Origin of the sequence: Kitasatospora sp. NPDC018058, from assembly GCF_044327205.1 — a bacterium.
Taxonomy (GTDB): domain Bacteria; phylum Actinomycetota; class Actinomycetes; order Streptomycetales; family Streptomycetaceae; genus Kitasatospora.
The window spans coordinates 1-23,471 of the sequence record NZ_JBIRFA010000031.1; the positions used below are offsets into that span (position 1 = coordinate 1).

The following is a 23,471-nucleotide window of genomic DNA, read 5'->3' on the forward strand; positions in this document are numbered from 1 at the left end:
ACGAACGGCTCGCGCGACTGGCCATGCACCCACCGGGACCGAGAGGTCACAACCCTACCGAAGAGGGCTGCAGAAGGGATGGTCCTCTAATGAGCACGACGACGAGCACGACGACGAGCGCGACACCCCGCGCCCTACGCCGGCGCGACTTCCGGCTCCTGTGGGCCGGCGAGTCCGTCAGCCAGTTCGGCAGTGCGACCACCCGCGTGCTCCTGCCGCTGATCGCGGTGAACACACTGGACGCCGACTCCTTCACCATGGGCCTGCTGGGCGCCGCGGCCTGGGTGCCGTGGCTTCTGATCGGCCTGCCCGTAGGAGCCTGGACGGACCGGATGCGACGCCGACCGGTGATGATCGTGTGCAACACGGTGTCGGCGGTGCTGATGTTCTCCCTGACGGCGGCGGACTGGCTGGGCCTCCTCACGACCGGTCAAGTCCTTCTCGTCGCCCTCCTGGCCGGCACCGCCGACGTGTTCTTCCGCGCGGCCTACAGCGCGTACATCCCCGCCCTCCTGCCGCAGGAGGAACTGGCGGACGGCAACGCCAAGCTCCAGACCAGCGAGTCCGCCGCCGAGGTCGCGGCCCCGGGGGCGGGCGGCGTGCTGGCCCAGACGGCGAACGCGGCCCTGGGTTTCCTCGCCGACGGCCTGAGCTTCCTGATCTCGGTCGTGCTCCTCACCCGGATCCGCGCCCGCGAGAGCCCGCCCGGCCGCGAGGAGCGGGCGGGAGCCGACCGGTCCCTGGCCGCCGAGATCCGGGAGGGCATCGTGTTCCTCGCCCGGGACCCGTTCCTGCGGACGATCCTGGCGTGCGACGCGGCGATGAACCTGTTCCTGGCCGGTGCCCAGTGCCTGGCGATCGTCTTCCTCAGCCGAACGGTCGGCGCCGGCGGCGGCGTCATCGGCGTCCTGATCGCCCTGACCGGCCTCGGCGGCGTCCTGGGCGCGGTGATCTCGCCCCGCCTGGCCCGCCGGTTCGGCACCGCCCGGGCGGTCATCTTCTGCGCCTTCTGCAGCGGCCCGTTCGGACTGCTGATCCCGCTCACCACGGACGGCACGGGCCTGCTGGCCTTCCTGGTCGGAGACTTCTGCCTGATGACCGGGGTCGTCGCCGGAAACGTGATCATCGTGAGCTTCCGCCAGGCCTACTGCCCCCCGGACATGCTCGGCAGGGTCAGCTCCAGCATCCGCTTCGTGATGTACGGGACGATTCCGATCGGCAGCCTCCTCGGCGGAACCCTGGGCACCGTCCTCGGCGACCGGGGCGCCCTGTGGCTCCTGTACACGGGCAACGCGCTCTGCGCCCTGCTCCTCCTCACCGGCCCCCTGCGCACCCGACGGGAACTGCCGGTGCCGTGAGGCGAAGCGAAAGCACCCTCGGCGTCCGGAGCGCACCGGCCCCCGTCGGCGACGGGGGCCAGTGCGCTCCGGGGCGGCTACGTGCAGTTCTCGTCGATCTTGTACTGGAGCGCCTTCGGGTAGTCGTGCCGGCTGAGCCGGACGCGGGCCAGGATCGGCGCGTGGTTGAGGTCGTTGCCGGGATCGGCGATGTCCAGCAGGAGTGAGTCGAGCTCGGCGTGGGTGGTGAGTTCGTACCCGTGCATCCGGTCCTTGTCCGTGCCGAAGACCTCGGCCAGCTTCTCGTAGCGCCACGGGTGCAGCACGTTGTAGAAGTCGGCCCCGTCGGACGGCTTCTCCTTGTAGTAACAGGGGCTGACCAGCATCTGCTCGATGCCGTAGAAGCCCTCGTTGTCCAGGACGAAGACCACCGGCCGAAGGTGGTGGCGCACCTGGGTGGACAGTTCCTGGCAGATCTCCTGGAACGAGCCGTCCCCGACGAACACCAGCGGGCGCTTCATCGGTTGCTGTCGGCCCAGCGCCACGCCGGTGGCCGCGCCGACGGAGTAGCCGATGGACAGCCAGCTGTTCTGCGCCAGGAAGCCGGCCCGCTCGGTGATCCGCAGGTTCATCGAGCCGAGCAGCGCGAACGCCGCGTCCGAGATCACCGTGAACGGCGAGGGGGCCTGCGGGTCCCCGCCGGTGGCCTGGTGCTCCAGGAAGAAGTTGATGTGCTGGAAGAAGCTGTCATAGGTCAGCTCCGGCGGGTGCCGGTCGCTGCTCAGTGAGTCGAGGAAGTCGGCCGTGCTGGCCGGGACGTCCAGGCCCTCCGCGTGCGCCAGCGCGAAGTGGTCGGCCGAGAAGGTCTGTCCCGCCAGGGCGTTGCTCAATGCCGCGATGAACCGCCCGAGTTGTACCTCGGGGAAGTACCTGGCGCCGACGCTGACTCCGTCGCGTGCCGCCACGATCCAGTCGTCGCCGATGGACTGCTCGCCGCCGAGGTTCTTGGACGTGGACCAGGTCCCCAGGCCGATCCGGCACCCCGCGTTCTTGAAGGTCTTCCGGATCTCCGGCAGGCTCGCCTTGCCGTTGTAGACGCCGGCGAACAGCGGGTGCCGTTCGGACACCACGGACTTCGCACCGACCGTGGTGCAGAACTGCATCCGGGTGGTCTGCACGAACTCCAGCAGCTCGTTCTCCAGCCGCTGGCGGACCAGTTCCTCGCCGGCCCAGACGATCGGTGTGCCGAACTTCCGGATCAGCTCCACCGCCGCCGTGACGGCCTTCTCCAGCATGTCCTTGTTCCGTTTGGTGAACGGCCGCTCGTGAGCGCGGAGTTCGCCCTGCGGACGCTCGCAGGGCGCGTGCCAGAGGTCCTCCATGACCTCCAGGTAGACCGGCTTGCGCTCGGTCAGGCACGCGGTGATCGCGCTGTCGATCTGCGAGGGTGCGAGTCCCGGGTTGGAGAGCACCTGTGCGTCCACCGTGACCTGCCGGTAGACGTCCAGGTTGCTCTCCCGGCGCGGGCTCATGTGCGAGGTGAGCAGGCCGACCGCCTGCTGGTTGAGCCACTGCTCGTAGGACGGTGCCGCGTTGATCGCGATCAACGGTACGTCCTCGACGTACGCGCCGCCGATGGTGTTGAGCAGGCTGAACGCGCCCACCCCGTAGGTCACCGCGACGGCGCCGATGCCCTGTTCGCCCTTGGCCGGGTCGGCGTCGGCGGCCCGCACCCGGGCGTAGGCGTCCGCGGCGTAGCCGCCGCCCATCTCGGTCGGGGTGCCGATCCAGCGTACGCCGGTGGTGGCCTGCATGATCGTCAGGAACGGGCCGAGGAAGTCCCCCGGCACCCCGAACAGGTACCGGATGCCCAACTGCTCCAGCCTGGTGGCCAGGTAACGGGCCACCGTCCATTCGTCGTTGCTTCTCATCCGCGCATCGCCTCCTGTCGGCTCTCCTGTCGGACCTGAACCTCGGGCCGGATCTCCGGTTCGGCCCGGGCCGGAGGCGGTGGTGCCTCGTGCACGGCGATGGCAGCCCGGACGGCGGTCTCCACCGCGCCCTCGATCCAGGCGTGCTTGAGCGAGACGTGCTCGCCGGCGAAGTGCACCGGGCCCTCCGGCTTGACCACGTCGAGGTGGAAGCTGGTCATCTGGTGCGGGGTGTACACCGCCGCCTCACCGAAGGCGTACGGGTCGCGCAGCCAGCTCTGGGTCTTCCCGTAGCCGGTGTAGAACACCTCGATCCGCCGGCCGTGCACCGACTGGAGGTTGCGCAGCGCGTAGACGTACCGCTCGTCGTCCTCCATGGAGTCCCAGCGCACCGCGTCGTCCGACCAGCTGTAGCTGGCCAGCACCACCCCGCCGCCGTCGCCGTCGGGCACCGGGTGCGAGGGGTAGTACATGAAGCGGTTCGGGTTGTCGGTGGTCGAGCCGCCGCCGAAGCAGTCGGTGGCGGGGCGCACGCTCGCCCGCAGCAGCGGGGTGTGCTGGTAGACCTCCCGCTGGGCCCGGCTGATGCGGTGCTCGTCCACGCTCGCGTGCGCGCCGAGCAGGACCTCCGGCAGGTTGCGCGGCGGCCGGTGGCCGTTGTGGGCGGCGGCCACGGCAGCCTCGGCGTCGTCCTCACCGGCCCGCTGGTAGTACTCGTACAGGCCGGGTGCGATGGAGTCGAGTTCGACCTTCCAGTCCGCCTCGGTGAACTCCCACCAGCGGCGGGAGAACTCCAGCAGCACCTTGGTGGCCTGGTCGTAGTGGGTCTCGATGATCGCCCGGCGCTTCTTGTAGGAGAACGGGGGCGTCACCTGGACGAACCGCAGGGCGGAGAACGGGACCGTGACGATCGCGAAGTCGCCCTTCCAGACGGTGGGTTCGGCCTCCGGGTCGTCCTCGGGGACGGTCTGGACGGCGACCTGCGGCCCGATCGGGCCGACGTTCCGGGCTCCTCCGCCGTCCCGACGCGGGTCCCAGTACTCCATTCGGATCATCCGCTCGCCCATCCGCAGCTCCTCCCGGAGCTCCTCGGCGAGCGCGTCGGGCAGCTTCCAGCTGCCGCCCGCGATCTCCCAGTAGGTGGCGTTCGGGTTGATGTCGCTGCGGCCCAGGAAGGTGTGGAAGAAGGCCAGGTGCAGCCGTGAGGTCATGTTCTCGATCGTGCCGATCGCCTCGATGGCCTCGTCGCTGAAGCCCGCGTACTCGCGCAGGAAGCGGCCCATCGAGTAGCCGTCGAAGTCGCGGATCACCCGGGCCCAGCCGTCCAGCCACTCGGCGAACGGCTTGTTCACCCGCTTGCCGCCCCTGATCACCGAGTAGTAGTCGCGGACGGGCTCCAGCGCCTGGTTGACCATGTCGGCGGCGGTGATCCGCACCTCGTCGCCGGTGAGGTGGAAGCCCTCGTTGACGCAGCTCGGGTCGGCGGCGTACTCCTTGCGGCGGGCCTGGATCCGGTTGGTGCGGATCCAGGAGTTGAAGCGCTTGACCGGCTCGCGGAAGTCCGGGCTGTCCGCGCCGTACTTCCAGACCTTGCCGGGTTCGAAGGACTCGTAGACCACCGGCGGGACGGGCGCGTTCTGCTTGCCGGTGTCCGGATCGACGTCGACGTTGAAGAACAGCTGCCGGTTCAGGCCGAGGCTGTCGACCAGCGCCAGGGTGAGCGGGTGGAAGCTGGGCAGCCGCATCGCCCCGGCCTCCGCGTACTGCTTCGGGTCGCGGAACGGTCCGTCGACCTCGTCGTCGGTGGAGCGGAAGGTCTTGATCCGCCCGCCCACCCGGTTGGCGTTGGCCTCCAGGATGGTGACGTTGTGTCCGGCGTCCTTGAGCAGCTTCCCGGCGACCAGGCCCGCGATGCCCGCGCCGACGATCAGCACGTCCTTGGGCTCGTCCGTCTCCGGGATGCCGTCCTTGATCAGGACGTCGAGGTAGCGCAGCTTCAGGTCCTTGTCGTCCGGACCGACCAGCAGCAGTTCGCGCGCCAGCTGTCGACAGGTCTGCCAACGGGCGCGGTCGCCGACCGTGCCCTCGATGACGGGGTTCTCCATGGTGTCTCCTCGGGGTGCTCGGCGCTCAGGAGCCGACCGGCTTGTTGGGGAGGTCCCTGGCGTCCGGGAAGTGCAGACAGCGGAAGTCCGTGAAGTCCTTGTTGAACGCCGCCAGGATGTTGCCCTGGATGTCGGTGTTCGTCCGCAGCTTCGGCTGGGGCAGTTGCTCGATGGACGGTACGGCGGTGGGACGGGTGGGGGTCGTGGTCACGCTCGGGCTCCTCGGGTACAGGCAGGGGCGATCGCAAAGTGTGATGGGTCTGACACTCAACGTAGCTTCGTCGTCGAGAGTCCTGTCAACCGGACGTCAGCCTCCCGACGGGCTCACGCAGTGTCACCGCCGGTGGTGCTGCCGCCCCAACTGGTCGCCAGGATCAGGGCGCCGGCGCCGACCGCGACCAGCGCGATGCCCAGGTAGTCGATCACCGGCCGCACCGTCGAGCGCACCGACGGGATGGTCCGGGCGGCCGCGGCCACCACCACGACGGCGATCGGCACATTGACGTAGAACGCCCAGCGCCAGGACAGGTGGTCGGTGAACAGCCCGCCCAGCAGCGGTCCGATCACCGTGGCCAGCCCGAACACCGCGCCGATCGCGCCCTGGTACTTGCCGCGCTCGCGCAGCGGGATGACGTCTGCGATCAGTGCCATGGCGGTGACCATCAGACCGCCCGCGCCGATGCCCTGGAGGGCCCGCCAGGCGATCAGCAGGATCATGTCGGTGGCCAGGCCGCACAGGAACGAGCCGGTGATGAAGACGATCGCCGAGACCTGGAACAGCAGCTTGCGCCCGAACAGGTCGCCGAACTTGCCGGCCAGCACGGTGGCCACCGTCTCGGCCAGCAGATAGGACGTCACCACCCAGGACATGTGCGCGGCCCCGCCGAGGTCCGCGACGATGGTGGGCAGCGCGGTGCCGACGATGGTCTGGTCCAGGGCGGCCAGCAGCATGCCGAGCACGATGGTGCCGAAGACGACGTTCCGCTGCCGCACGTCGAGCACCGGCGGGGCGGAGGGCTGGGCCTCGGTGGCGACGGTCATGCCGCAAGCCTCGGGGCCGTCGGGGCCGGTCGCGATCCGGTTCGGCCGTTCGGGTGCGGTGCCGGGGGCGTTGTGCCTTCGCGCGGGCCCGGGTGGCGGCGCCGGGTGCGGCGGGCGACGATGGGCCGGAGCTGGGGCGTGTCCTGCGGATCCCTGCCCAGTTCACCGGCCCCCGGACTCCGGGAAGGGGCTCCTGATGATCGCCCAGTCCTCCCGCAACGCGGTGAACCCCGAGCCGCCCGGCGCCTCCGCCGTCGGCGGGCGGGCCGACGCGCGGCGCTGGCGGGCGCTCGCGGTCTGCCTGGTCGCCGGGTTCATGACCCTGCTGGACGTCAGCATCGTGAACGTCGCCCTGCCGACCGTCCGCGCCGGGCTGCACATGTCCGACAGCGGCCTGCAGTGGGTGCTCAGCGGCTACGCGCTCGCCTTCGGCCTGGTGCTCGTCCCGGCCGGGCGGCTCGGCGACGCCCGCAGCCGGCGGGCCGTCTTCCTCGCCGGGCTCGCCCTGTTCACCGCGGCCAGCGCCCTGGCCGGGGCGGCGCAGAGCCAGGAGTGGCTGGTGCTGGCCCGGCTGTTCCAGGGCGCGGCCGGCGGGGTGCTGGTGCCGCAGGTGTCCGGCTTCATCCAGACCCTGTTCCAGGGGGCCGAGCGCGGCCGGGCCTTCGGCGCGCTCGGCGCGGTCATCGGGCTGTCCACCGCCGTCGGACCACTGCTCGGCGGCCTGCTGATCCACCTGTTCGGCCCGCAGGACGGTTGGCGCTGGGTGTTCCTGGTCAACCTGCCGATCGGCGTCGCCGCCCTGCCGATCGCCTACCGGCTGCTCCCGCCGCCGCGCCCGGCCGCCGACCGGGCCGGGCACCGCGACTTCGACCCGGTCGGGGTGCTGCTGCTCGGCGCCGGGACGGTCGCGCTGCTGCTGCCCTTCATCCAGGGACAGCAGTGGCACAGCTCGGCGCGCTGGCTGCTGCTGCCGGTGGCGGCGGTGCTGCTGGCGGCCTTCGTCGGATGGGAGCGGCACTACGCGCGGCGGTGCGAGCCCTTGGTGAGCATGGCGCTGTTCGCGGTCCGCCCGTACGCGGCGGGGGTGCTGCTGTCGCTGGTGTACTTCGCCGGGTTCACCGCGATCTTCTTCATCTTCACGCTCTACCTCCAGGTGGGCCTGCACTACTCGGCGCTGACGGCGGGCCTGGCGATCACCCCCTTCGCGCTCGGCTCGGGCGTGTCGGCGGCGGTCGGCGGACGGCTGGTGAGCCGGCTCGGACGGCGGCTGGTGGTGGCGGGGCTGCTGTTGGTGCTGCTCGGCCTGGTGGCCTCGGCCCTGGCGGTGCAGCTGTGGTCGGGCCCCGCGGTGGCCTGGACGACGGTCGGCCCGCTGCTGATCGCCGGGGTCGGCAGCGGACTGGTGATCTCCCCGAACCAGACGCTCACCCTCCAGCCGGTCCCGCTCGCCCGCGCGGGCAGTGCCGGCGGTGTGCTGCAGACCGCCCAGCGGGTCGGTTCGGCGGTCGGCATCGCGGTGGTCGGCTCGGTCTTCTTCGCCCACGCCGGCGGCCGTCACCCGGATTGGGCGCTGGCCTTCCAGCTGGGCACGGCGGTGGCGGGGGGCCTGGTGCTGCTGGCGCTGCTGGTGGCGCTGACGGACGACGTGGCCGGCCACCGGAGGTAGCCGGGGCGCTGGGGCGTTGGCGGGCCCGGGGGACCTCGGCGCGCCGGGCCGACCGCCCGGCGCGCCGTTGCGTCCCCTCAGTGGTCCCGGCGCTGGATCACCGCCGCCGCGAGCGTCACCGAGGCGAGCGACCAGAACGCGTAGGTGGTCCAGGAGCCGGCGACCGTGGCCGGGTACGCGGTCGGCCGCAGGCCGGCCAGGGTGGTGCGGGCCAGGCGCTGCCAGGCGGGGAAGGGCAGGGCGTGCAGGAGGTCGGCCGTCCAGCGGTAGCGCTCGGTGATGAAGGACGGCAGGAAGAACAGCACCACGACGGTGCCCACCACCGCGCCCGCGCTGTGTCGGATCAGGGTGCCGAGACAGAGCCCGACCAGCGCGCAGACCGGGGCGAACAGCGCGGCCGCGGCCACGTAGCGCAGGGCGGTCGGGTCGGTGATCGATTGGCCGATGCCCCGGTCGGCCAGGACCGCCTGGGTGAGGCCGAAGGAGACGCCCGCGGTGAGCACGCCGAAGCCGAGCATCACGCCCGCCAGCACGCCCGCCTTGGCGAGCAGCACCGCCCGGCGGTCGGGCACGGCGGCCAGCGTGGTGCGGATCAGCCCGGTCGCGTACTCACCCGCGATGACGGTCGCGCCGAGGCCGCCCGCGATCAGCATCAGGATGTCGGCGGAGCCGGTGTGGAAGGAGTCGTTCAGTGCGACCTGGGCCATCACCGCAGGGTCGCCGTCGCCGGGCGTGTAGTGGTCGTGGGTGTACTGGGCGGCCTTGAGGTTGGCGGCGATGATGACGAGCGTGCCGAGACCGAGCACCCAGGGGATCGAGCGCAGTGACCGGAACTTGAGCCATTCGGCGCCGAGGAGGTCGCCGAAACGAGGGCGGGGGAGGGGAGTTGCGGTGCTCAACGGGCTGGTGCTCATCGGGGCTCTCCGGCGAGGTACTCGACGCTGTCGGCGGTCAGTTCCATGAAGGCCTCCTCCAGGGAGGCGCCACGGGTGGTCAGGGAGTACAGCAACAGGCGGTGCTCCAGGGCGAGTTCGCCGATCCGTTCGGCGTCCAGGCCGGTCACGTCCAGGGCGCCGTCCGGGCCGGGCCGTACGGTGGCGCCGGCGGCGCGCAGTACCGCGGTTAGCCGGTCGGGTTCGGCGGCCCGGACGGTGACTCCGGCCCGGCCCGCGCGGGCGGCGAACTCGGTGAGGCTCTCGTCGGCGATCAGCCGGCCGCGTCCGATCACCACCAGGTGGTCGGCGGTGTGCTCCATCTCCGCCATCATGTGGCTGGAGACGAACACCGTCCGCCCCTGCGCGGCGAGTCGGCGCAGCAGCCGCCGCACCCAGAGCACGCCCTCCGGATCCAGCCCGTTCAGCGGCTCGTCGAAGAGCAGGACCGGCGGGTCGCCGAGCAGCGCGCCGGCGATGCCCAGGCGCTGCTTCATGCCCAGCGAGTAGCCGCCGATCCGCCGTCCGGCGGCCTCGGCGAGGCCGACCTCGGCCAGCACCTCGCCCACCCGGGCGGCCGGGATCGCGTTGCTCCGGGCCAGCGCCCGCAGATGGGCCGCCCCGGTGCGCCCGCCGTGCACATCGCCCGCGTCCAGCAGGGCGCCGACCTCGCGCAGGCCGCGCGGCAGGCCGCGGAACGCCCGGCCGCCGACGGTGGCGGTGCCGCTGGTCGGGTCGTTCAGGCCCAGGACCAGCCGCAGGGTGGTGGACTTGCCGGCGCCGTTGGGGCCGAGGAAGCCGGTGACGCGGCCGGGGCGGACGGTGAAGGTGAGGCGGTCGACGGCGGTTCGGTGGCCGTAGCGCTTCGTCAGCTCGGTGACTTCGATCATGGCCACCACGGTGCCGGGGGAGGCCGCCCGGACACATCGGACCGGTGTCGACACCGCAGGTCACCCCCGGCCGTACAACCACGGTTGGATGACGGCGCCCGAGGCCGTCGTTACGATCTCGAACCATGCCCGCGACGCCCCCACCCCCGCTGTTCCGGCGTATCCCGCCCGAGGCCTGGGTCGCCCTCGCCTGGTGCGTGGCCGCCGCCTACCCCGCCGTCATGCTCGGCGGCACCGCGCGGCTGCACCGGGGTGCCGCCGCGCACGGCGGACTGGCGTTCACCCTGGCCGACACGGCGGTGGCCTTCCTCGGCGCCGCGCTGGTGCGCCGGCTGCCGGTGCTCTCGATCACCCTGCTGCTGATCGCCACCTGGACCGAGACCGACGGTTGGGCCGCCGCCACCCAGGTGCCCCCGGCGGCGCTGCTCGCCGTGGACGTCGCGCTGTTCCTGATCACCGCCACCCGCCCGCGCCGCAGCTCCCGCACCGCCTTCGCGCTGGCGGCGGTCTTCCTGGTGCTGCACATCGGCCTGGTGCGCGGCAACACCGTCGGCATCTTCACCGGCACCCACATCGGCTCGGCCGACGGCGCCGCGCTGCTCGCCCTGGTCGCCTGGCTGGCCGGGCGCTCGGTCCGGCAGAACCGGGAGCACGCCGAGGCGCTGAGCAGCCGGGCGGCCGCCGAGGCGGTCACCGCCGAACGGCTGCGGATCGCCCGGGAGATGCACGACACCGTCGCGCACAGCATCGGCATCGTCGCCCTGCAGGCCGGCGCGGCCCACCGGGTGATCGACCGTCGGCCCGAGCGGGCCAAACAGGCGCTGGGCGAGATCGAGGCCGCCGGACGGGAGACCCTGGCCGCGCTGCGCCGCATGCTGGTCGCTCTGCGCCAGGCCGACGGCGAGGCGTCGGACACCGCCCCGCCGGGCCTGGCCGACCTGGACCGGCTGGCCGTGACGACCACCGCCGCGGGTGTGCGGGTCACGGTGCGACGCGAAGGCCGACAGGCCCCGCTGCCACCGGAGATCGACCTCTCGGCCTTCCGGATCATCCAGGAGTCGGTCACCAACGTGGTGCGGCACGCGGAGGTCGGCGACTGCCTGGTGACCGTGGACCGCAGCAGGGAGGGCGAGTTGGCCGTGGAGATCACCGACCGGGGCCGGGGCCGGGGCCGGGGTCGCGGCGGCGCGCCCGGCGCTGGCTTCGGCCTGGCCGGGCTGCGCGAGCGGGTCGCCCTGCTGCACGGCGAGTTCGAGGCCGGGCCGCGCCCGGGCGGCGGCTTCCGGGTCGCCGCCCGGCTGCCGATCCCCGAGCAGGTGGCCGCGTGATCCGGGTGGTGCTCGCCGATGACCAGCCGCTGGTCCGGGCCGCGCTGGAGATGGTCATCACGGAGACCGCCGACGTCGAGGTGGTCGGCGAGGCCGGCGACGGCGCCGAGGCCGTCCGGTTGGCCGCCGAACTGCGGCCGGACGTCGTGGTGATGGACATCCGGATGCCCGGCACCGACGGCATCGAGGCCACCCGGCTGGTGACCGCCGCCGGCGGGCCGACCCGGGTGGTGGTGCTCACCACCTTCGACGAGGACGAGCACGTGTACGCGGCGCTGCGCGCCGGGGCGTCCGGCTTCCTGGTCAAGGACATGGCGCTGGACGACATCCTCGCCGCCGTCCGGGTGGTCGCCGCCGGGGACGCGCTGATCGCGCCGAGCGTCACCCGGCGGCTGATCGGGGCGTTCGCCGGGCACCGGCCGACGGCGCCCGTCCCGGCGGTGCCCGGCCCGGCGGGGAGGCGCCTGGAGGCGATCACCGACCGGGAGCGGGAGATCCTCACCCTGGTCGGCCGGGGCCTGTCCAACACCGAGATCGCCGCCGAACTGGTGCTCAGCATCGCCACCGTGAAGACTTACATGACCCGGCTGCTGGCCAAGTTGGACGCCCGGGACCGGGTGCAGCTGGTCATCCTGGCCTACGAGGCGGGCCTGGTCTCCGTCCCCGGCTGACCAGGCCCACCCGGATCAGCGCTTGATCGCCACGCCCGCGTACATCGCGATGTCCTGGTCGCGGACCACCGGGGCGTCGGCCTCCGGCCGCCAGTGGTGGACCAGGGTGACGCCCGGGTCGAGCAGCTCGTAGCCGTCGAAGAAGGCCTCGGTCTCGGCCTTGTCGCGGATCTGCAGCGGGATGCCGCGGGCGTTGTACTCCCGGCCGACGCCGCCGACCCCGACCGGGTCGGTGTCGCCGGTGAACACCGTCAGGGCGAGGAAGCTGCCGGGCGCCAGCGCGTCCATGAAGCGGCGCACGATGCCCTGCGGGTCGTCCTCGTCCAGCACGAAGTGCACGATCGCGATCAGCGACAGCGCCACCGGCTGCGAGAGGTCGAGCACCTCGCGCAGCCGGGGGTCGTCGATGATCGACTCCGGGGCGCGGAAGTCGGCGTCCACGTAACAGGTGCGGCCCTCGGGCGTGCTGGACATCAGGGCCCGCGCGTGGGTCAGCACGATCGGGTCGTTGTCCACGTACGCGACCCGGGTGTCGGGGGCGATCGCCTGGGCGATCTCGTGCACGTTGGGCGAGGTGGGGATGCCGGTGCCGATGTCCAGGAACTGCCGCACCCCGTAGCGCTCGGTGAGGTGGCGCACCGAGCGCTGCATGAAGTCGCGGGTGGTGCGCATCGAGATCGGCAGGGACGGCCAGGCCTGCACCGAGGCGCGCGCGGCCACCCGGTCCGCCTCGAAGTTGGTCTTGCCGCCGATGAGGTAGTCGTAGACCCGCGCGGAGTGCGGTACGTCCATCCGCAGGTCCACCGAGGGGTAGTCCTCCCGCGGCTCCTGCCGCGATTCGTGCTGCGCCCGGACCTCGTTCGCCATGCTCGCCCTCCCGTTGTCGCTGGGCATCCGTCACCGGCCGCCACGACGGCGGTCCTTGGTGCGCATGGTAACGGTGCTCCGGTACGACCAGATGACGATCGCTCAGGCCTGAACTTCCGGACTGCGGGGTTCGACCATCGGCGCCCCCGCCCGGCGGGGCAGCGTGCCACGGCCGGGACGCCCGCCGGCCAGCTCCACCGCCGCGCCGATCCAGGCCGCACCGAAGGCCCAGGTCGCCACCCACTCGCCCAGGTACACCGGTCGCACCGTCCAGTCCGTACCGAGCCCGGACAGCCCGCAGACCGCCGCGGCCAGCAGCGCGACCAGGATCAGCACCCCCGCCCCCAGGTAGGCCGCGCCGACCCGGGCCGGCTGCGTCGAGCGCGGATTGCGGAAGGAGTAGAGGCAGAACAGCGCCAGCATCACGAACAGCAGCGCGGCGAAGGCCAGATGGAACCCCCCGACCACCCGCTGCACCTGCGTCGGATCCCGCGGCGCCGTCGGACACAGCGCGACCCCGAGCGCGAACACTCCGGCCGCCGTGCTCCACCGGTCGTCCCGCCGGTCGAAGCGGTAGCAGATCAGGAACACCCCGAGCGCGCAGAGCGCCCCGACGAAGACGTTCCGCGTCCCACCGTAGTACGCGGCGCTCATCGAGGCGGGCCAGAACCCGTCCGTGCCGCGCCCCGTCACCTCGTCGGCCAGCCAGTTGCCGAGCGGCAGCGCCGGCGGCAGCAGGATGCCGATCGCCCCGACGCCGAAACGCAGGAAGCTGACGGTACGTTCGTCCTGGATGTGCTGCTGGGGGGAATCAGGGGTTCTCTCGCTGCGCAGGTCGTCGCTCACGGACGCCTCCTCGCCTTCCGTACGGGCAGCCGTGGCCCGCGGATCGTCCGGCCGCTGGGGAGTCGCATGAGGCGGTGTCGACGGGCGCCGCCGCACGGAAGCGGCCGTCAACTGGTGTACCCGCAAAGGAGCGGAGGCCATCACTGGATCAGGTGGTTCGCGGCATCCTCGACTTGACGGCACAGGGCGACGGCGCCGCCGGCCACCGGAGTGCACTCGGCGGGTGGCCGGCGGCGGGGTTCAGCGGCTCGAACCGGCGGTGCGGGCGATCAGCGCGTTGAGCAGGGCGGCCCCGCGCTCGGCGTCGTCCACGCTGATCGCGAAGTCCGTTCCGCGCCTGGTGCGGACCACCAGGCACTCGCCCCGGCGCAGGAACACGGTGGTGCCCCGGCCGTTGACGCGGTAGCCCCAGCCGCCGGCCTGGCGGGCGGTGAGCTGCTCGACGCGGGCCGAGACGAGCTCGGCGGGCGGCAGACGCCGGGCGGGCCAGCCGAACGGGCCGAAGCCGACGTGCAGTCCCTCGCCGGTCACCCGGACCCGCACCGAGGAGCAGAGCAGGGCGGCGACGGAGCCGAGGCCGAAGAGGACGACCGACACCCAGTCGTCGGCGGCCGCCAGTCCGCCCGCCGTGACCAGGGCGCCCGCCACCGAGATCAGACCCATGACGGCGGCGAGCAGTTGCAGCCACGGGTTGGCGGCCTGGGAGAGCCAGACCAGCCGCTCGCCGGCCTTCGGTTCCAGCACCGGGGTGCCGGGTCGGGCCGGGGCGGTGGCGTCCGGGCGGGTCGCCAGCCAGGCCAGCACACCGGCCAGGCCCGCTGCCACGACGATCAGGACCACCTCGATGCCCATCGGTGCGGCGTCCTGCCAGCGGGCGCGGTCCAGGTTGGCGCGCACGATGCAGGTCTGCGCCCCGGTCAGCAGTACCCCGGTGAAGGCCAGCACCGCCCCCGCGCGGCCGCGGGCCTGGTCGGGCCGGAACCGGAGGACGGCGGCAACGGCGAGCGCCACCAGGAGCCAGAGGCCGGCCGGGAAGAGTGCCGCCGCCGTCAGCGACATCGAACCGTCCGGGTTGCTCCCGCTCCAGTGGGTCGCCACCTGCTCCGGAAGCCGGTTGCGTGCGGCCAGCGGCAGCACGATCAGCAGCGCCAGCACGCCGAGCGTCCAGACCACCGCCCCCCACAGCGCCCCCCGGCGCACCGGCCGGCTTGAAACGGGCTCTTCGTCCCTCACGGCATCCCCCTGATCAGATCCACGAGATCGTTCCTGCTGTAGCCGGCCTGGGCCGCGTCGGCGATCAACTGCCGTACCCGGTCCACCAGTTCGGCGCGCGTTCCGGCGTCCGAGGCGACCGTGATGCCACGGCCCCGGCGGAACTCCAGCACCCCCTCGTCGCGCAGGGCGCGCAGCCCGCGCAGGACGGTGTTGGTGTTGACGCCGAGGGCCCGGGAGAGCTCCCGGGCGGGCGGCAGCTTGTCGCCGGGGGCGCACTCGCCCTCCGCGACGGCCCGTCGGATCGCGCCCGCCACCTGCTCGTGCAGCGGGCGGGCGTCGCCAAGGTCCAGCTTCAGCAACATGGTGCTACTGACGATAGCACCATCCAAATCTGGTGCGTACGAGCGATCCACAGCCGATCATGGACCTGGAGGCGGTGCGGTGAGCGGACGACTGCGGGTGTTCCTGGGGGCGGCGCCGGATGGAACGGCTGGTCGCCAACCTCCTGGACCTCAGCCGGCTGCGGGCCGGGGAGATCCCGGTGGTGCTGCGGCCCACCGTGCTGCGCCCGGTGGTGGCGGCCGCGCTGTCCGGTGAGGACGGCCGGTCAGCGCGCTCGGCTCCCGCGGGCGTCCTCGGCCGGGCGAACGCCTCGTCATCGCGGCTGCTGTCGTACGAGCCCGCACTCGCTTGAAGGCCCGACATCGAGCGGCCCGTGGGGATGCCGCTCCGCACGGGCGCTTCCACTCACCCATCCGGAGGCGGTCTTCGCCCGCCGGGTAGGCCGAACGGGTGAGTCAGGCCTCGCGGGTCGTCCGCGTATGGAGTGCGTTGGGAACTTCGCCCGGGGCGTCAGGAAGCCGTCAACAACCGCTGGTCGGCGGCCGGAGGGCGGTTGGGTGGAGACCGACGGACGACGGAACTACACGAGGACGGATCATGCACGGCAACGGGCGACACCAGGACAGCGCGGACCCCAGGGTGGTGGTCGGCGTCAGCGGGTCGCTGGGGAGCCTCGCGGCACTGCACCGCGGCGTCGCCGAGGCCCGCGAGCGCGGCGCCGTGTTGGTGCCGGTGCTCGCCTGGGAGCCGCCGGGCGGCGAACTCGGCTACCGGCGTTCGCCCTGTCCGCCGCTCCTGGCCGCCGTACGGGAGGCCGCCGAGCAGCGGCTGAACGAGGCGCTGGACGCGGCCTTCGGCGGGGCCGACCCGGGTGTCCCGATGCGGCCGGTGGTGATCCGCGGCCAGTCCGGGCCCGCCCTGGTGCACGTCGCCGACCGCGCGGACGACCTGCTGGTGCTCGGTCGGAGCGGCGGACCGCTGCGCCGCCGGCTGCGGCGCTCGGTGTCCGCGTACTGCGCCAGGGAGGCCGGCTGCCCGGTGCTGATCGTCCCGGTGCCCGAGCTGCTGCACGACCTGGAGTCCCTCCACCGGCGCACCCGCTGGCACCTGCCGGTCGGCCCCGCGCCCGAGCTGATCGCGGCGAAGGGGTAGCCCGCGGTGCGGATGTACTCGGCGCGCCCCGGTGGCACCCGCTACCACCAGGTGCTGGACCGCCTCGCCTCCGGCACCTCCGGCACCGTCGCCCTGCTCGGCGGCGGCCTGCTCGCCCTCGCCCTCGGCGGCCTCGGCGAACTGCACTCCGGTTGGCTCGCCTTCGTCGCCTACCTGGCGCTCTGCGGCCTGGTCGGCGGCTTCTCCCGCCCCCGGGCCGCGCCGGTGATCGGCCTGGCCGCCTGGCTGTGCTGCAACGCCTTCGCCGAACACCGGCACGCCGAACGCGGCTGGTCCGGCCCCTGGCCGGAGGCCTGGCACTACGCGATGTTCACCGCCACCGCCCTGCTGGTCTCCCTGCCCACGGCGCTGCCCCGCCGGACGGTACGGGTGTCACCGCTGCGCCTGGACCGCACGGTCTGAGGCGCGCCCCGAGGACGGTCCGCCCGCGAGGGCGGACCACGCCGAACCCCGGGGCTCCGGCCGGTACTCCGGAGCCCTCGGCAACCGGTGGAAAACAGGTGGACGAGGCGCCCCGGCGCCTCCCGGTGGAGTGGCCGCCGTTCGGACAGCGGGTTCGCCGCCCGCAGCGGCCACTCCATCCGATCTGTCAGGACCCTTTCCCGGTGGGGGAGTTGGAGACCCGAGTCGGAGGCCCCGGGTGGGCGTGCGGGATAAGGGCGCGCAGAATGTCCGTATGCAGATAGCGAACATGCCAAGGACCGCGACGGGCGAGGACGCCGAGCCGATAGCCCGGGTACTGGCGCGGGCCTTCGGTGACGACCCGATGATGTGCTGGTTCTTCCCCGAGGGCGTCAGCCGCCCGGCCGCGCTGGGCGGTTACTTCACGACGCTGTTCACCCGGCAGTACCTGCCCCACGGGATGTGCGAGCGGACCGACAGCGCCGTCGCCTTCTGGGTGTCGCCGGAGGCGCAGGACAAGGCCGTCCCGGACGCGGAGACGATCCGGGAGCTGACCGAGCTGCTCGGTGAGCGGGCCGAGCCGTTCCGGCGCTCGGTCGACGCGGCCGCCGCGAACGCGCCGCAGGAGCCGCACTGGTACCTGGCGGTGCTCGGTGTCGATCCGGTCGCCCAGGGGCGGGGGCAGGGCGCCGCCCTGCTGCGCTCGGGGCTGGCGAGGGCGGACGCGGACGGACTGCCGGTCTATCTGGAGTCCTCCAAGGAGGCGAACCTCGCCGTGTACGGGCACTTCGGCTTCGAGGTGCTGGAGGAGGTACGGCTGCCGGAGAACGGCCCGACGCTGTGGGTGATGCGGCGGGCGCCGCAGGGCGGCGAAGGTGCGTAGCCCCGGTGTCAGTCGTCGCTGGGGAGTTCGGCCGGGACGGCGATGACGTCGACCAGGGCCTCGCCGCGCAGGGCGGTGAGCGGGAGCGGGCGGCCGATGGCGTCGGCGAGCATCAGGCGCTGGAGGGACTGGGCGCTGCCCATGGGTTCGTCGGCGGCGGTGAGCAGCAGGTCGCCCTCGCGCAGGCCGGCCCGGAAGGCGGGGGCGCCGGGGACCACCTCGACGATGCGCAAGCCCGTGTCCTGCCCGGTTCGGTGGCGCAGGGCGGGTGGCAGTGGGGTCGGGACCCCGGCCAGGCCGAGGTAGGCGCGGCGGATCCTGCCCTCCGCGAGCAGGGCGGCGATGATCCGGCGGCTGGTGGCGTTGATCGGGACGGCCAGGCCGAGCCCGTTCCCCGCCACGGCGGTGGTGATGCCGACCACCTCGCCGTTCGCGGTGGTGAGCGCCCCGCCGGAGTTGCCGGGGTTGAGGGCGGCGTCGGTCTGGATCACGTCGTCGATGATCCGCGCCGCGCTGCCGGAGCGGGCCGGAAGGGAGCGGCCGAGCGCGCTGACCACGCCCGCGGTGACCGTCCCGGCCAGGCCGAGCGGGTTGCCGACGGCGACCACCAGCTGGCCCACCCGGAGGGCGGTGGCCTCACCGAGTACCACCGGAGAGGGGGTCGGGCCGTCGGCGCGCAGCACGGCCAGGTCGGAGAGCGGGTCGGCGCCGATGGTGTGGAAGGGCGAGCTGGTGCCGTCGGCGAAGGCCAGCATCCCGGCGTCGGCGTGGCCGACCACATGGGCGTTGGTGAGCAGGAAGCCGTCCTCGGTGAAGACCACCGCCGCGCCGAGCGCGGTGCTGAACCAGCCGCCCCTGCCACGCCGGGGGACCTGGAGGGCCGCGACGCGCGGCGTCACGGCGGCGGCGACGGACGTGACGATCCGCGAGTAGGCGTCCATCGGTGCCTCGGCCTCGGGAACGCGGCCCGGTCCGGGGAGTGTCGGCCATGATGCTCACCCCTCTCGCGGGCGGGTGGCCGGGTTTCTGCGGGTGGCCGGGTGTGTGCCAGGTAGCAACAACGGTGCGGGATCGTGGCTTCCGCCGTGTCCTGACGGGTTCTCGGCGTCCGAAAAACAATAAAGCACAGGCAAAGTAGGCGTAGAGTTCGAGCAAAGCCGCATCTGTGGGAGGGGCTCATGGACACCATGCTGGAGCCGGACTGGCGCACACTCGGCGAGCCGGGCGGCGGGCGGCTGGGGACGGAACACCTCCTGATCGCCGTCGCCGGCTCGCCGGGCCCCGCCGGGGCGGCGCTCACCGCCGCCGGGGCCGCGGCGGACCTCCTGCACTCCCTGCGCCGCGACCGTGACGGCCGGTGGGGCACGGACGACGGGACCGGCGACGGGGTGCCCGCCCGGGAGGTGCTCGGCCCCGCCGGGGACGACGGCCTGGTGCTGACCGGCGCCGCCGCCCGGGCACTCGCCGGGGCGGCGGAACGCGCCCGCCGGGACGACGAGCGGACCTTCACCGCCGAGCACCTGCTGCGCGCCCTGCTCGCCGACGACCGCACCCGCGCCGCCGAACTGCTGCACACGGTGGGCGTGTCGCCGCAGGCCGTACTGGACCGCCTGGACGGCGCCATGTCGGCGGCGGCGGGCGCCCACGTGGCCGGCGCCGCGCCGGCGGCCGGGCCGGACGGCCCCGACGTGGTGGCGCCGCGGGCCGCCGGTGAGCGCCCGGGCCCCCTCGACCCGCTGTTGCGCCCCACCCGGGAGGCGCTGCTCGCCCGCCGTACCCACCGACTCCCGCGCTGGAAGCGCCTGTTGCAGCCGGGGGCGGCCGGGCGAGGGGTCTGGATCAGGCTGGAGACGGACGCCCAGGCCCTGCGCCTCGGCCGCCGCACTCCCGGTACCGAGCACATCCTGCTCGCACTGCTGGCCGTCCATGAAGTGGCCTGCCGTGAGCCCTGGTCGGACCTGGACACCGCCGGTGGCGCGCTGCTCTCGGGCCGGGGCCTCGACTACGCCCGCGTCCACGCCGTCCTCGACGCCGGCGAGGTGTCCCTGCCCGCCGACCCGCGCTCCGTGGAGGCCTACCTGGCCGCCGCCGCGGCCCAGGGCGCCGAGCGGTTGGTCCGGGCGCTGTTGGAGGAGGACACCCGCGCCCGCCGCCTGGTCGAGGCCCTGGAGCGTCGACCGTGATGCCAGAGGAAGGGGAACGCCAGGGCGATGTCCTCGATCCGCGTCAACGGGTCGCCCATCGCCCGGGACTTGTGGAAGGCGGTCTCACCCCGGCAGGACTGCGGGCCGGCAGGTGGCGGCGGTCAGAGTACGGCGGCACCGAGTGTGATCGAGGCCAGCAGCATCAGCAACCCCAGCGTCACGAAGCCGTACTCCACCCGCACCCGCTCCCGCCCGTCCACCAGCACCTGCCGAGGGTCCGCCGGGTCGTAGCGGACCGGTACGTAGCCGCCGTCCGGCAGCGGGTGGCGCGCCGTGGACGGGACGGGGGAGAAGACCTCGACCACCCGGCCGTCCTCGGTCTCGAACTGCAGCAGCGGACGCGGCGGCAGCGCGCGGTCCTCCGGTGCCGGCACCCTGGCCCGTACCAGCGCCCGCACGGGCACCCCGACCCGGCGCAGCCGCCGCAGCTCGCGCAGCCCGACCACCCCGGCGAGGTAGGCGACCACGCCGCCCAGCGCGCCGAACACCACAACGGCGAATCCGGCCGTCCCGCCCACCGCGCCTCCCAGTCCGAGACTTCCTCGGGAATCCAGAACCCCGGGATCCCGGAACCCCAGTATCGCGCGGCGGAGGCGCTCCGGACGCTCCGGAATGGTCCAGTCCACTCTGGGCGACGGCCTGTTCCTCCCCCAACACCGTCACCGGGGGCCGGGGCCCAGTGAACCCCGGCGCCCCGGTCGGAACGAACCTCGCTAGACCTCGCCGAGCGGCACGCCCGGGTCGGCGAGCCGTTCGGCGTCCACCACCCGCCCCGAGCGCACCAGTTCGCGGATCGGGTCGGTGACGTCCCAGACGTTGACGTTCATCCCCGCGAGCACCCGGCCGCCGGAGAGCCAGAACGCGATGAACTCGCGGGTGGCCGGGTCGCCGCGGAACACCACCTGGTCGTAGCCGCCCGGCTCGACGTAGCCGACGTACTCCATCCCGAGGTCGTACTGGTCAGTCGCGGACCCTGGCACGGCCATTGACGTTCGCGTTTGGCTGATAGGAGGCTCAACCAATGCAGCGCACAGGTCTGACGCCCGAGAAGAACCGCACGGAAGATCCTCGTGATCTTCTCTCTGTCCAGACGCAGGAGGAGCTGGGCCGAGCGTGGGCAGCCAAGAACGGCAAGCGGGTCCGGGACGTCTGGGTGGACAACCTGTCCGCATAGAACGACGTAAAGCGGCCTGAGTTCGACAAGGCCGTGTCCGCCGTACTGGTCGGCGAGGTGCCGATCCTGTGGTGTGCATTCCTGGACCGCTTCACCCGCAAGGGCACCTGAGGTACGAGGAGCAGCCGAGCAGCATCAAGTACCACCTGTTGACCGACCTTGCCCGGTGCTGGGGTTGCAGGGGGGCTGCAAGTGGGGAAGGAGTCACGTCTGCGCGCGGCACGCGGCTGGGAAGTCGTGCCCGGAGCCCGTCAGCGTTCAGCGGACGACCCTGGAGCAGTACGTGACGCTTATGTGGTTCAGCAGGATGAACTCCGGAGAGGTTTCGGATCTGCTGTTGTGGATCGCGGCGTCCAAGTGAACTCGGCCAGCACCACACGACGGCTCCGACACCCGCACAGTGCGCACGCGACAGCCGTCGATGCCGCGGAATGAGCGGGCGCTGCGGTTGGTGCGCCCGGATGGGTGGCTCAGCTTTCGGAGGGTGGCAGGTCGCGGTAGGGGGCGCGGGGCTGGGGGACGGCGTGCTGCTCGGTGGTCTCGATCCGGGGCGGGGTGCCGTTCGCGGCGCCCGGGACGGGTGTCCAGACGCCGGTCAGAGCGACCCAGCTGTCGGCGGCGGGCGTCGGGCCCGGCGCGTGGACCAGCACACGCAGCCGGCGGGCGTCGGCGGCGCAGCAGCTGACCACCAGGCGGTTGAGGTACCACTCGTCGGGGTTCGGACCGGGGGTGACGAAGCCGGTGAGGCGGACCTTGTGATCCTTCAGGCCGCCCTCCGGGTCGCGGCTGCGCCCGATGAACTCGGTCAGCGACATCGGGGTGGGCACCTCGACAGCGGACGCCTGCGGGGCGAGGGCGGCGTAGTCGGTCTTCTCGACGGTTGCGTCCGCGCCGTCCCGGGAGGCGGTGAAGGAGCCGAGCGCGGGAGGGGTGAAGCAGAGCAGCAGCACGGCGGGCACGGTCAGCAGCCAGGCGATCCCGGGGCTGTGGTGGTGCTCGTGCTCGTGGTCCTGCTCCTCGGCGGACGGTTCGAGCCAGACCGCGTTGCCGTCGGTGTCGCGCCCGAAGCGCATGACGGGCTCCCGCCGCCGCGCGGTCAACCGGCGCGCCGCCCCCGTGATGCCGAGCCCGAGCAGTACCAGCCCGGAGCCGATCAGCGGGTAGCGCAGGCCCTCCTTGACGTACTGCAGGAAGAGGTCGCTGTTGACGGTGATCCGCAGCAAGGCGATCCCCACCAGCGCGACCAGCAGCGACGGGACGAGCTCCCGGACGGTGGCCTTCACAGCAGCACACTCCCGATCACGACGCTGGCGAGGACGGCGACGACGAAGGTCGCGGAGGAGAAGCGGGCAGCGAAGGCGCGGCCGAAGGAACCGGACTGGAGGGCGATCAGCTTGAGGTCGACCATCGGGCCGACCACCATGAAAGCGAGCCGGGCGGTGGGGGAGAAGCCGCTGAGCGAGGCGGCCACGAAGGCGTCGGCCTCGGAGCAGACGGCCAGGATCACGGCGAGCAGGGCCAGCATCGGCACGCCCAGCCACGGGGAGTCGGTGAAGGCCCGGAGAACGGATGGCGGGACGAGCACGTTGAAGATCGCGGCGGCCGTCGCGCCGACCACCAGGAAGCCGCCGGCGTGCAGGAAGTCGTGCTGGAAGCCGCGGCGGAACTCCTCCAGTGGGTTGCGCCCGGCCGGGCCGTCGCCGCCGGCGGCCTTGGACAGCCGCAGCCACTCCGGGCGGCCGAACGCCACCCAGAGCCAGCCCATCACCACTGCCGTGGCGAGCGAGGCGACCAGCCGGGCGAGCACCATCGCGGGCTGTCCGGGGAAGGCGATCGAGGTGGCGACGAGGACCACCGGATTGACGGCGGGCGCGGAGAGCAGGAACGCGAGTGCGGCCGCCGGGGCCACCCCGCGCTTCATCAGGCTTCCCGCCACCGGCACCGATGCGCACTCGCACCCGGGGAGCACCGCCCCGGCCATGCCCGCCACGGGGACGGCCAGGGCGGGGCTTCGCGGCAGGATCCGGGTGAACACGCGGGCGGGGACGAACGCCCCGATGGCCGCGGAGATTACCGTGCCCAGGACGAGGAACGGTACGCCCTGGACGACGATGGCCACCATGACGGTCCGCCACGCGCGGACCCCGCCGGTGTCCCAGGCCCGGGCGAGGGCGACCACTGCCGCCGTCAGGGCGACCGCCCCGATGACGAGCGGTACCGGCCGTCGGTGGCGCGGCGCCTGTCTCGCTGTCGTCGGGGCCGCCGGGAGTCGTCGGACGCCGTCGAGACTCGTGTCCACCATCGTGACCGCCCCTCAGCCCGCTCGCCGCGGGCGTGCGGCAAGGCATGAATGCTCACCGTCAGAAATGCGTGAGTGGTCGCCAGGGTAGCGGTGATAATCACTTTCATCTAGGTGTCGTGTGCATGCTTGACGGGCCCGAGTCGGCGTCTTGGCGATCGGTCG

General features: G+C 72.9%; 23 protein-coding genes and 1 pseudogene. 9 read left to right on the top strand and 15 right to left on the bottom strand.

The window, feature by feature from the left end; all coding sequences use genetic code 11:
* Window positions 1-89: 89 nt before the first annotated feature.
* Window positions 90-1,358: an MFS transporter gene (locus ACH4E7_RS32720; protein ID WP_396252776.1), complete on the top strand. Its 1,269-nt coding sequence runs from the start codon at window positions 90-92 to the stop codon at window positions 1,356-1,358.
* Between the two features lie 77 nt (window positions 1,359-1,435).
* Here the strand turns inward: ACH4E7_RS32720 and ACH4E7_RS32725 are convergent, their stop codons facing one another.
* The 4 genes and pseudogenes from ACH4E7_RS32725 to ACH4E7_RS32740 all read right to left on the bottom strand — a co-directional run.
* Entirely contained in the window at window positions 1,436-3,268 is a 1,833-nt protein-coding gene (locus tag ACH4E7_RS32725) for an alpha-keto acid decarboxylase family protein (protein WP_396252777.1), read from the bottom strand.
* Window positions 3,265-5,373 (bottom strand): flavin monoamine oxidase family protein, encoded by a 2,109-nt coding sequence (locus ACH4E7_RS32730; protein WP_396252778.1) that lies wholly within the window; start codon window positions 5,371-5,373, stop codon window positions 3,265-3,267. Before ACH4E7_RS32730 ends, ACH4E7_RS32725 begins: the two co-directional genes overlap by 4 nt.
* Window positions 5,374-5,398: 25 nt before the next feature.
* Window positions 5,399-5,584 carry a hypothetical protein gene (locus ACH4E7_RS32735; RefSeq protein ID WP_396252779.1) on the bottom strand — a complete coding sequence of 62 codons (186 nt, stop codon included), beginning with the start codon at window positions 5,582-5,584 and terminating at the stop codon, window positions 5,399-5,401.
* 137 nt (window positions 5,585-5,721) lie between these two features.
* A pseudogene (locus tag ACH4E7_RS32740) lies at window positions 5,722-6,414 on the bottom strand (MFS transporter); the annotation flags it as partial.
* 196 nt (window positions 6,415-6,610) lie between these two features.
* Between ACH4E7_RS32740 and ACH4E7_RS32745 the strand changes: the two are divergent.
* The gene (locus ACH4E7_RS32745) at window positions 6,611-8,080 is read left to right on the top strand and encodes an MFS transporter (RefSeq protein WP_396252780.1); all 1,470 of its coding nucleotides are present in this window, start codon (window positions 6,611-6,613) and stop codon (window positions 8,078-8,080) included.
* Window positions 8,081-8,157: 77 nt separating this feature from the next.
* Here ACH4E7_RS32745 and ACH4E7_RS32750 read toward each other — a convergent pair whose 3' ends face one another.
* Window positions 8,158-8,994 (bottom strand): ABC transporter permease subunit, encoded by an 837-nt coding sequence (locus ACH4E7_RS32750; protein ID WP_396252781.1) that lies wholly within the window; start codon window positions 8,992-8,994, stop codon window positions 8,158-8,160.
* Entirely contained in the window at window positions 8,991-9,902 is a 912-nt protein-coding gene (locus ACH4E7_RS32755) for an ABC transporter ATP-binding protein (RefSeq protein WP_396252782.1), read from the bottom strand. Before ACH4E7_RS32755 ends, ACH4E7_RS32750 begins: the two co-directional genes overlap by 4 nt.
* Before the next feature lie 125 nt (window positions 9,903-10,027).
* Here ACH4E7_RS32755 and ACH4E7_RS32760 point away from each other — a divergent pair, with 125 nt between their 5' ends.
* Together ACH4E7_RS32760 and ACH4E7_RS32765 are read left to right on the top strand one after the other, a co-directional pair.
* Window positions 10,028-11,230: a sensor histidine kinase gene (locus ACH4E7_RS32760; RefSeq protein ID WP_396252783.1), complete on the top strand. Its 1,203-nt coding sequence runs from the start codon at window positions 10,028-10,030 to the stop codon at window positions 11,228-11,230.
* Between the two features lie 5 nt (window positions 11,231-11,235).
* The gene (locus ACH4E7_RS32765) at window positions 11,236-11,901 is read left to right on the top strand and encodes a response regulator (RefSeq protein ID WP_396252853.1); all 666 of its coding nucleotides are present in this window, start codon (window positions 11,236-11,238) and stop codon (window positions 11,899-11,901) included.
* A gap of 15 nt (window positions 11,902-11,916) precedes the next feature.
* On the opposite strand, the gene ACH4E7_RS32770 is transcribed toward ACH4E7_RS32765, so the two are convergent.
* From ACH4E7_RS32770 to ACH4E7_RS32785, 4 genes are all read right to left on the bottom strand, one after another.
* Complete coding sequence (locus ACH4E7_RS32770; RefSeq protein ID WP_396252784.1) at window positions 11,917-12,768, bottom strand: SAM-dependent methyltransferase; 852 nt, start codon at window positions 12,766-12,768, stop codon at window positions 11,917-11,919.
* Window positions 12,769-12,870: 102 nt separating this feature from the next.
* The gene (locus tag ACH4E7_RS32775; RefSeq protein ID WP_396252785.1) at window positions 12,871-13,614 is read right to left on the bottom strand and encodes a hypothetical protein; all 744 of its coding nucleotides are present in this window, start codon (window positions 13,612-13,614) and stop codon (window positions 12,871-12,873) included.
* A 240-nt stretch (window positions 13,615-13,854) separates the two neighbouring features.
* Window positions 13,855-14,847 carry a DUF1648 domain-containing protein gene (locus tag ACH4E7_RS32780; RefSeq protein WP_396252786.1) on the bottom strand — a complete coding sequence of 331 codons (993 nt, stop codon included), beginning with the start codon at window positions 14,845-14,847 and terminating at the stop codon, window positions 13,855-13,857.
* A complete protein-coding gene (locus ACH4E7_RS32785) occupies window positions 14,844-15,191 on the bottom strand; it encodes a GntR family transcriptional regulator (RefSeq protein WP_396252787.1) in 348 nt (115 codons plus the stop codon). Before ACH4E7_RS32785 ends, ACH4E7_RS32780 begins: the two co-directional genes overlap by 4 nt.
* A 119-nt stretch (window positions 15,192-15,310) precedes the next feature.
* On the opposite strand from ACH4E7_RS32785, the gene ACH4E7_RS32790 reads away from it, so the two are divergent.
* The 4 genes from ACH4E7_RS32790 to ACH4E7_RS32805 all read left to right on the top strand — a co-directional run bounded on the left by ACH4E7_RS32790 (window position 15,311) and on the right by ACH4E7_RS32805 (window position 17,629).
* Window positions 15,311-15,523 (top strand): hypothetical protein, encoded by a 213-nt coding sequence (locus ACH4E7_RS32790; protein WP_396252788.1) that lies wholly within the window; start codon window positions 15,311-15,313, stop codon window positions 15,521-15,523.
* Between the two features lie 245 nt (window positions 15,524-15,768).
* Window positions 15,769-16,323 carry a universal stress protein gene (locus ACH4E7_RS32795; protein WP_396252789.1) on the top strand — a complete coding sequence of 185 codons (555 nt, stop codon included), beginning with the start codon at window positions 15,769-15,771 and terminating at the stop codon, window positions 16,321-16,323.
* A gap of 6 nt (window positions 16,324-16,329) precedes the next feature.
* Entirely contained in the window at window positions 16,330-16,746 is a 417-nt protein-coding gene (locus ACH4E7_RS32800) for a hypothetical protein (RefSeq protein WP_396252790.1), read from the top strand.
* A 274-nt stretch (window positions 16,747-17,020) separates the two neighbouring features.
* Window positions 17,021-17,629, top strand: coding sequence for a GNAT family N-acetyltransferase (locus tag ACH4E7_RS32805; protein ID WP_396252791.1), 609 nt, complete (start codon window positions 17,021-17,023; stop codon window positions 17,627-17,629).
* Between the two features lie 8 nt (window positions 17,630-17,637).
* Here ACH4E7_RS32805 and ACH4E7_RS32810 read toward each other — a convergent pair whose 3' ends face one another.
* A complete protein-coding gene (locus tag ACH4E7_RS32810; RefSeq protein WP_396252792.1) occupies window positions 17,638-18,570 on the bottom strand; it encodes a S1C family serine protease in 933 nt (310 codons plus the stop codon).
* 237 nt (window positions 18,571-18,807) lie between these two features.
* Between ACH4E7_RS32810 and ACH4E7_RS32815 the strand changes: the two genes are divergently transcribed.
* Window positions 18,808-19,812, top strand: coding sequence for a Clp protease N-terminal domain-containing protein (locus ACH4E7_RS32815; RefSeq protein ID WP_396252793.1), 1,005 nt, complete (start codon window positions 18,808-18,810; stop codon window positions 19,810-19,812).
* Window positions 19,813-19,934: 122 nt separating this feature from the next.
* On the opposite strand, the gene ACH4E7_RS32820 is transcribed toward ACH4E7_RS32815, so the two are convergent.
* The 4 genes from ACH4E7_RS32820 to ACH4E7_RS32835 form a co-directional block, all read right to left on the bottom strand.
* Complete coding sequence (locus ACH4E7_RS32820) at window positions 19,935-20,351, bottom strand: DUF3592 domain-containing protein (protein ID WP_396252794.1); 417 nt, start codon at window positions 20,349-20,351, stop codon at window positions 19,935-19,937.
* Between the two features lie 195 nt (window positions 20,352-20,546).
* On the bottom strand, window positions 20,547-20,777 hold the full coding sequence (locus ACH4E7_RS32825; RefSeq protein WP_396252795.1) for an oxidoreductase C-terminal domain-containing protein: 231 nt from the start codon (window positions 20,775-20,777) through the stop codon (window positions 20,547-20,549).
* Window positions 20,778-21,477: 700 nt separating this feature from the next.
* Window positions 21,478-22,290 carry a TIGR03943 family putative permease subunit gene (locus ACH4E7_RS32830; RefSeq protein WP_396252796.1) on the bottom strand — a complete coding sequence of 271 codons (813 nt, stop codon included), beginning with the start codon at window positions 22,288-22,290 and terminating at the stop codon, window positions 21,478-21,480.
* Complete coding sequence (locus ACH4E7_RS32835) at window positions 22,287-23,309, bottom strand: permease (RefSeq protein WP_396252797.1); 1,023 nt, start codon at window positions 23,307-23,309, stop codon at window positions 22,287-22,289. Before ACH4E7_RS32835 ends, ACH4E7_RS32830 begins: the two co-directional genes overlap by 4 nt.
* Window positions 23,310-23,471 lie beyond the last annotated feature (162 nt).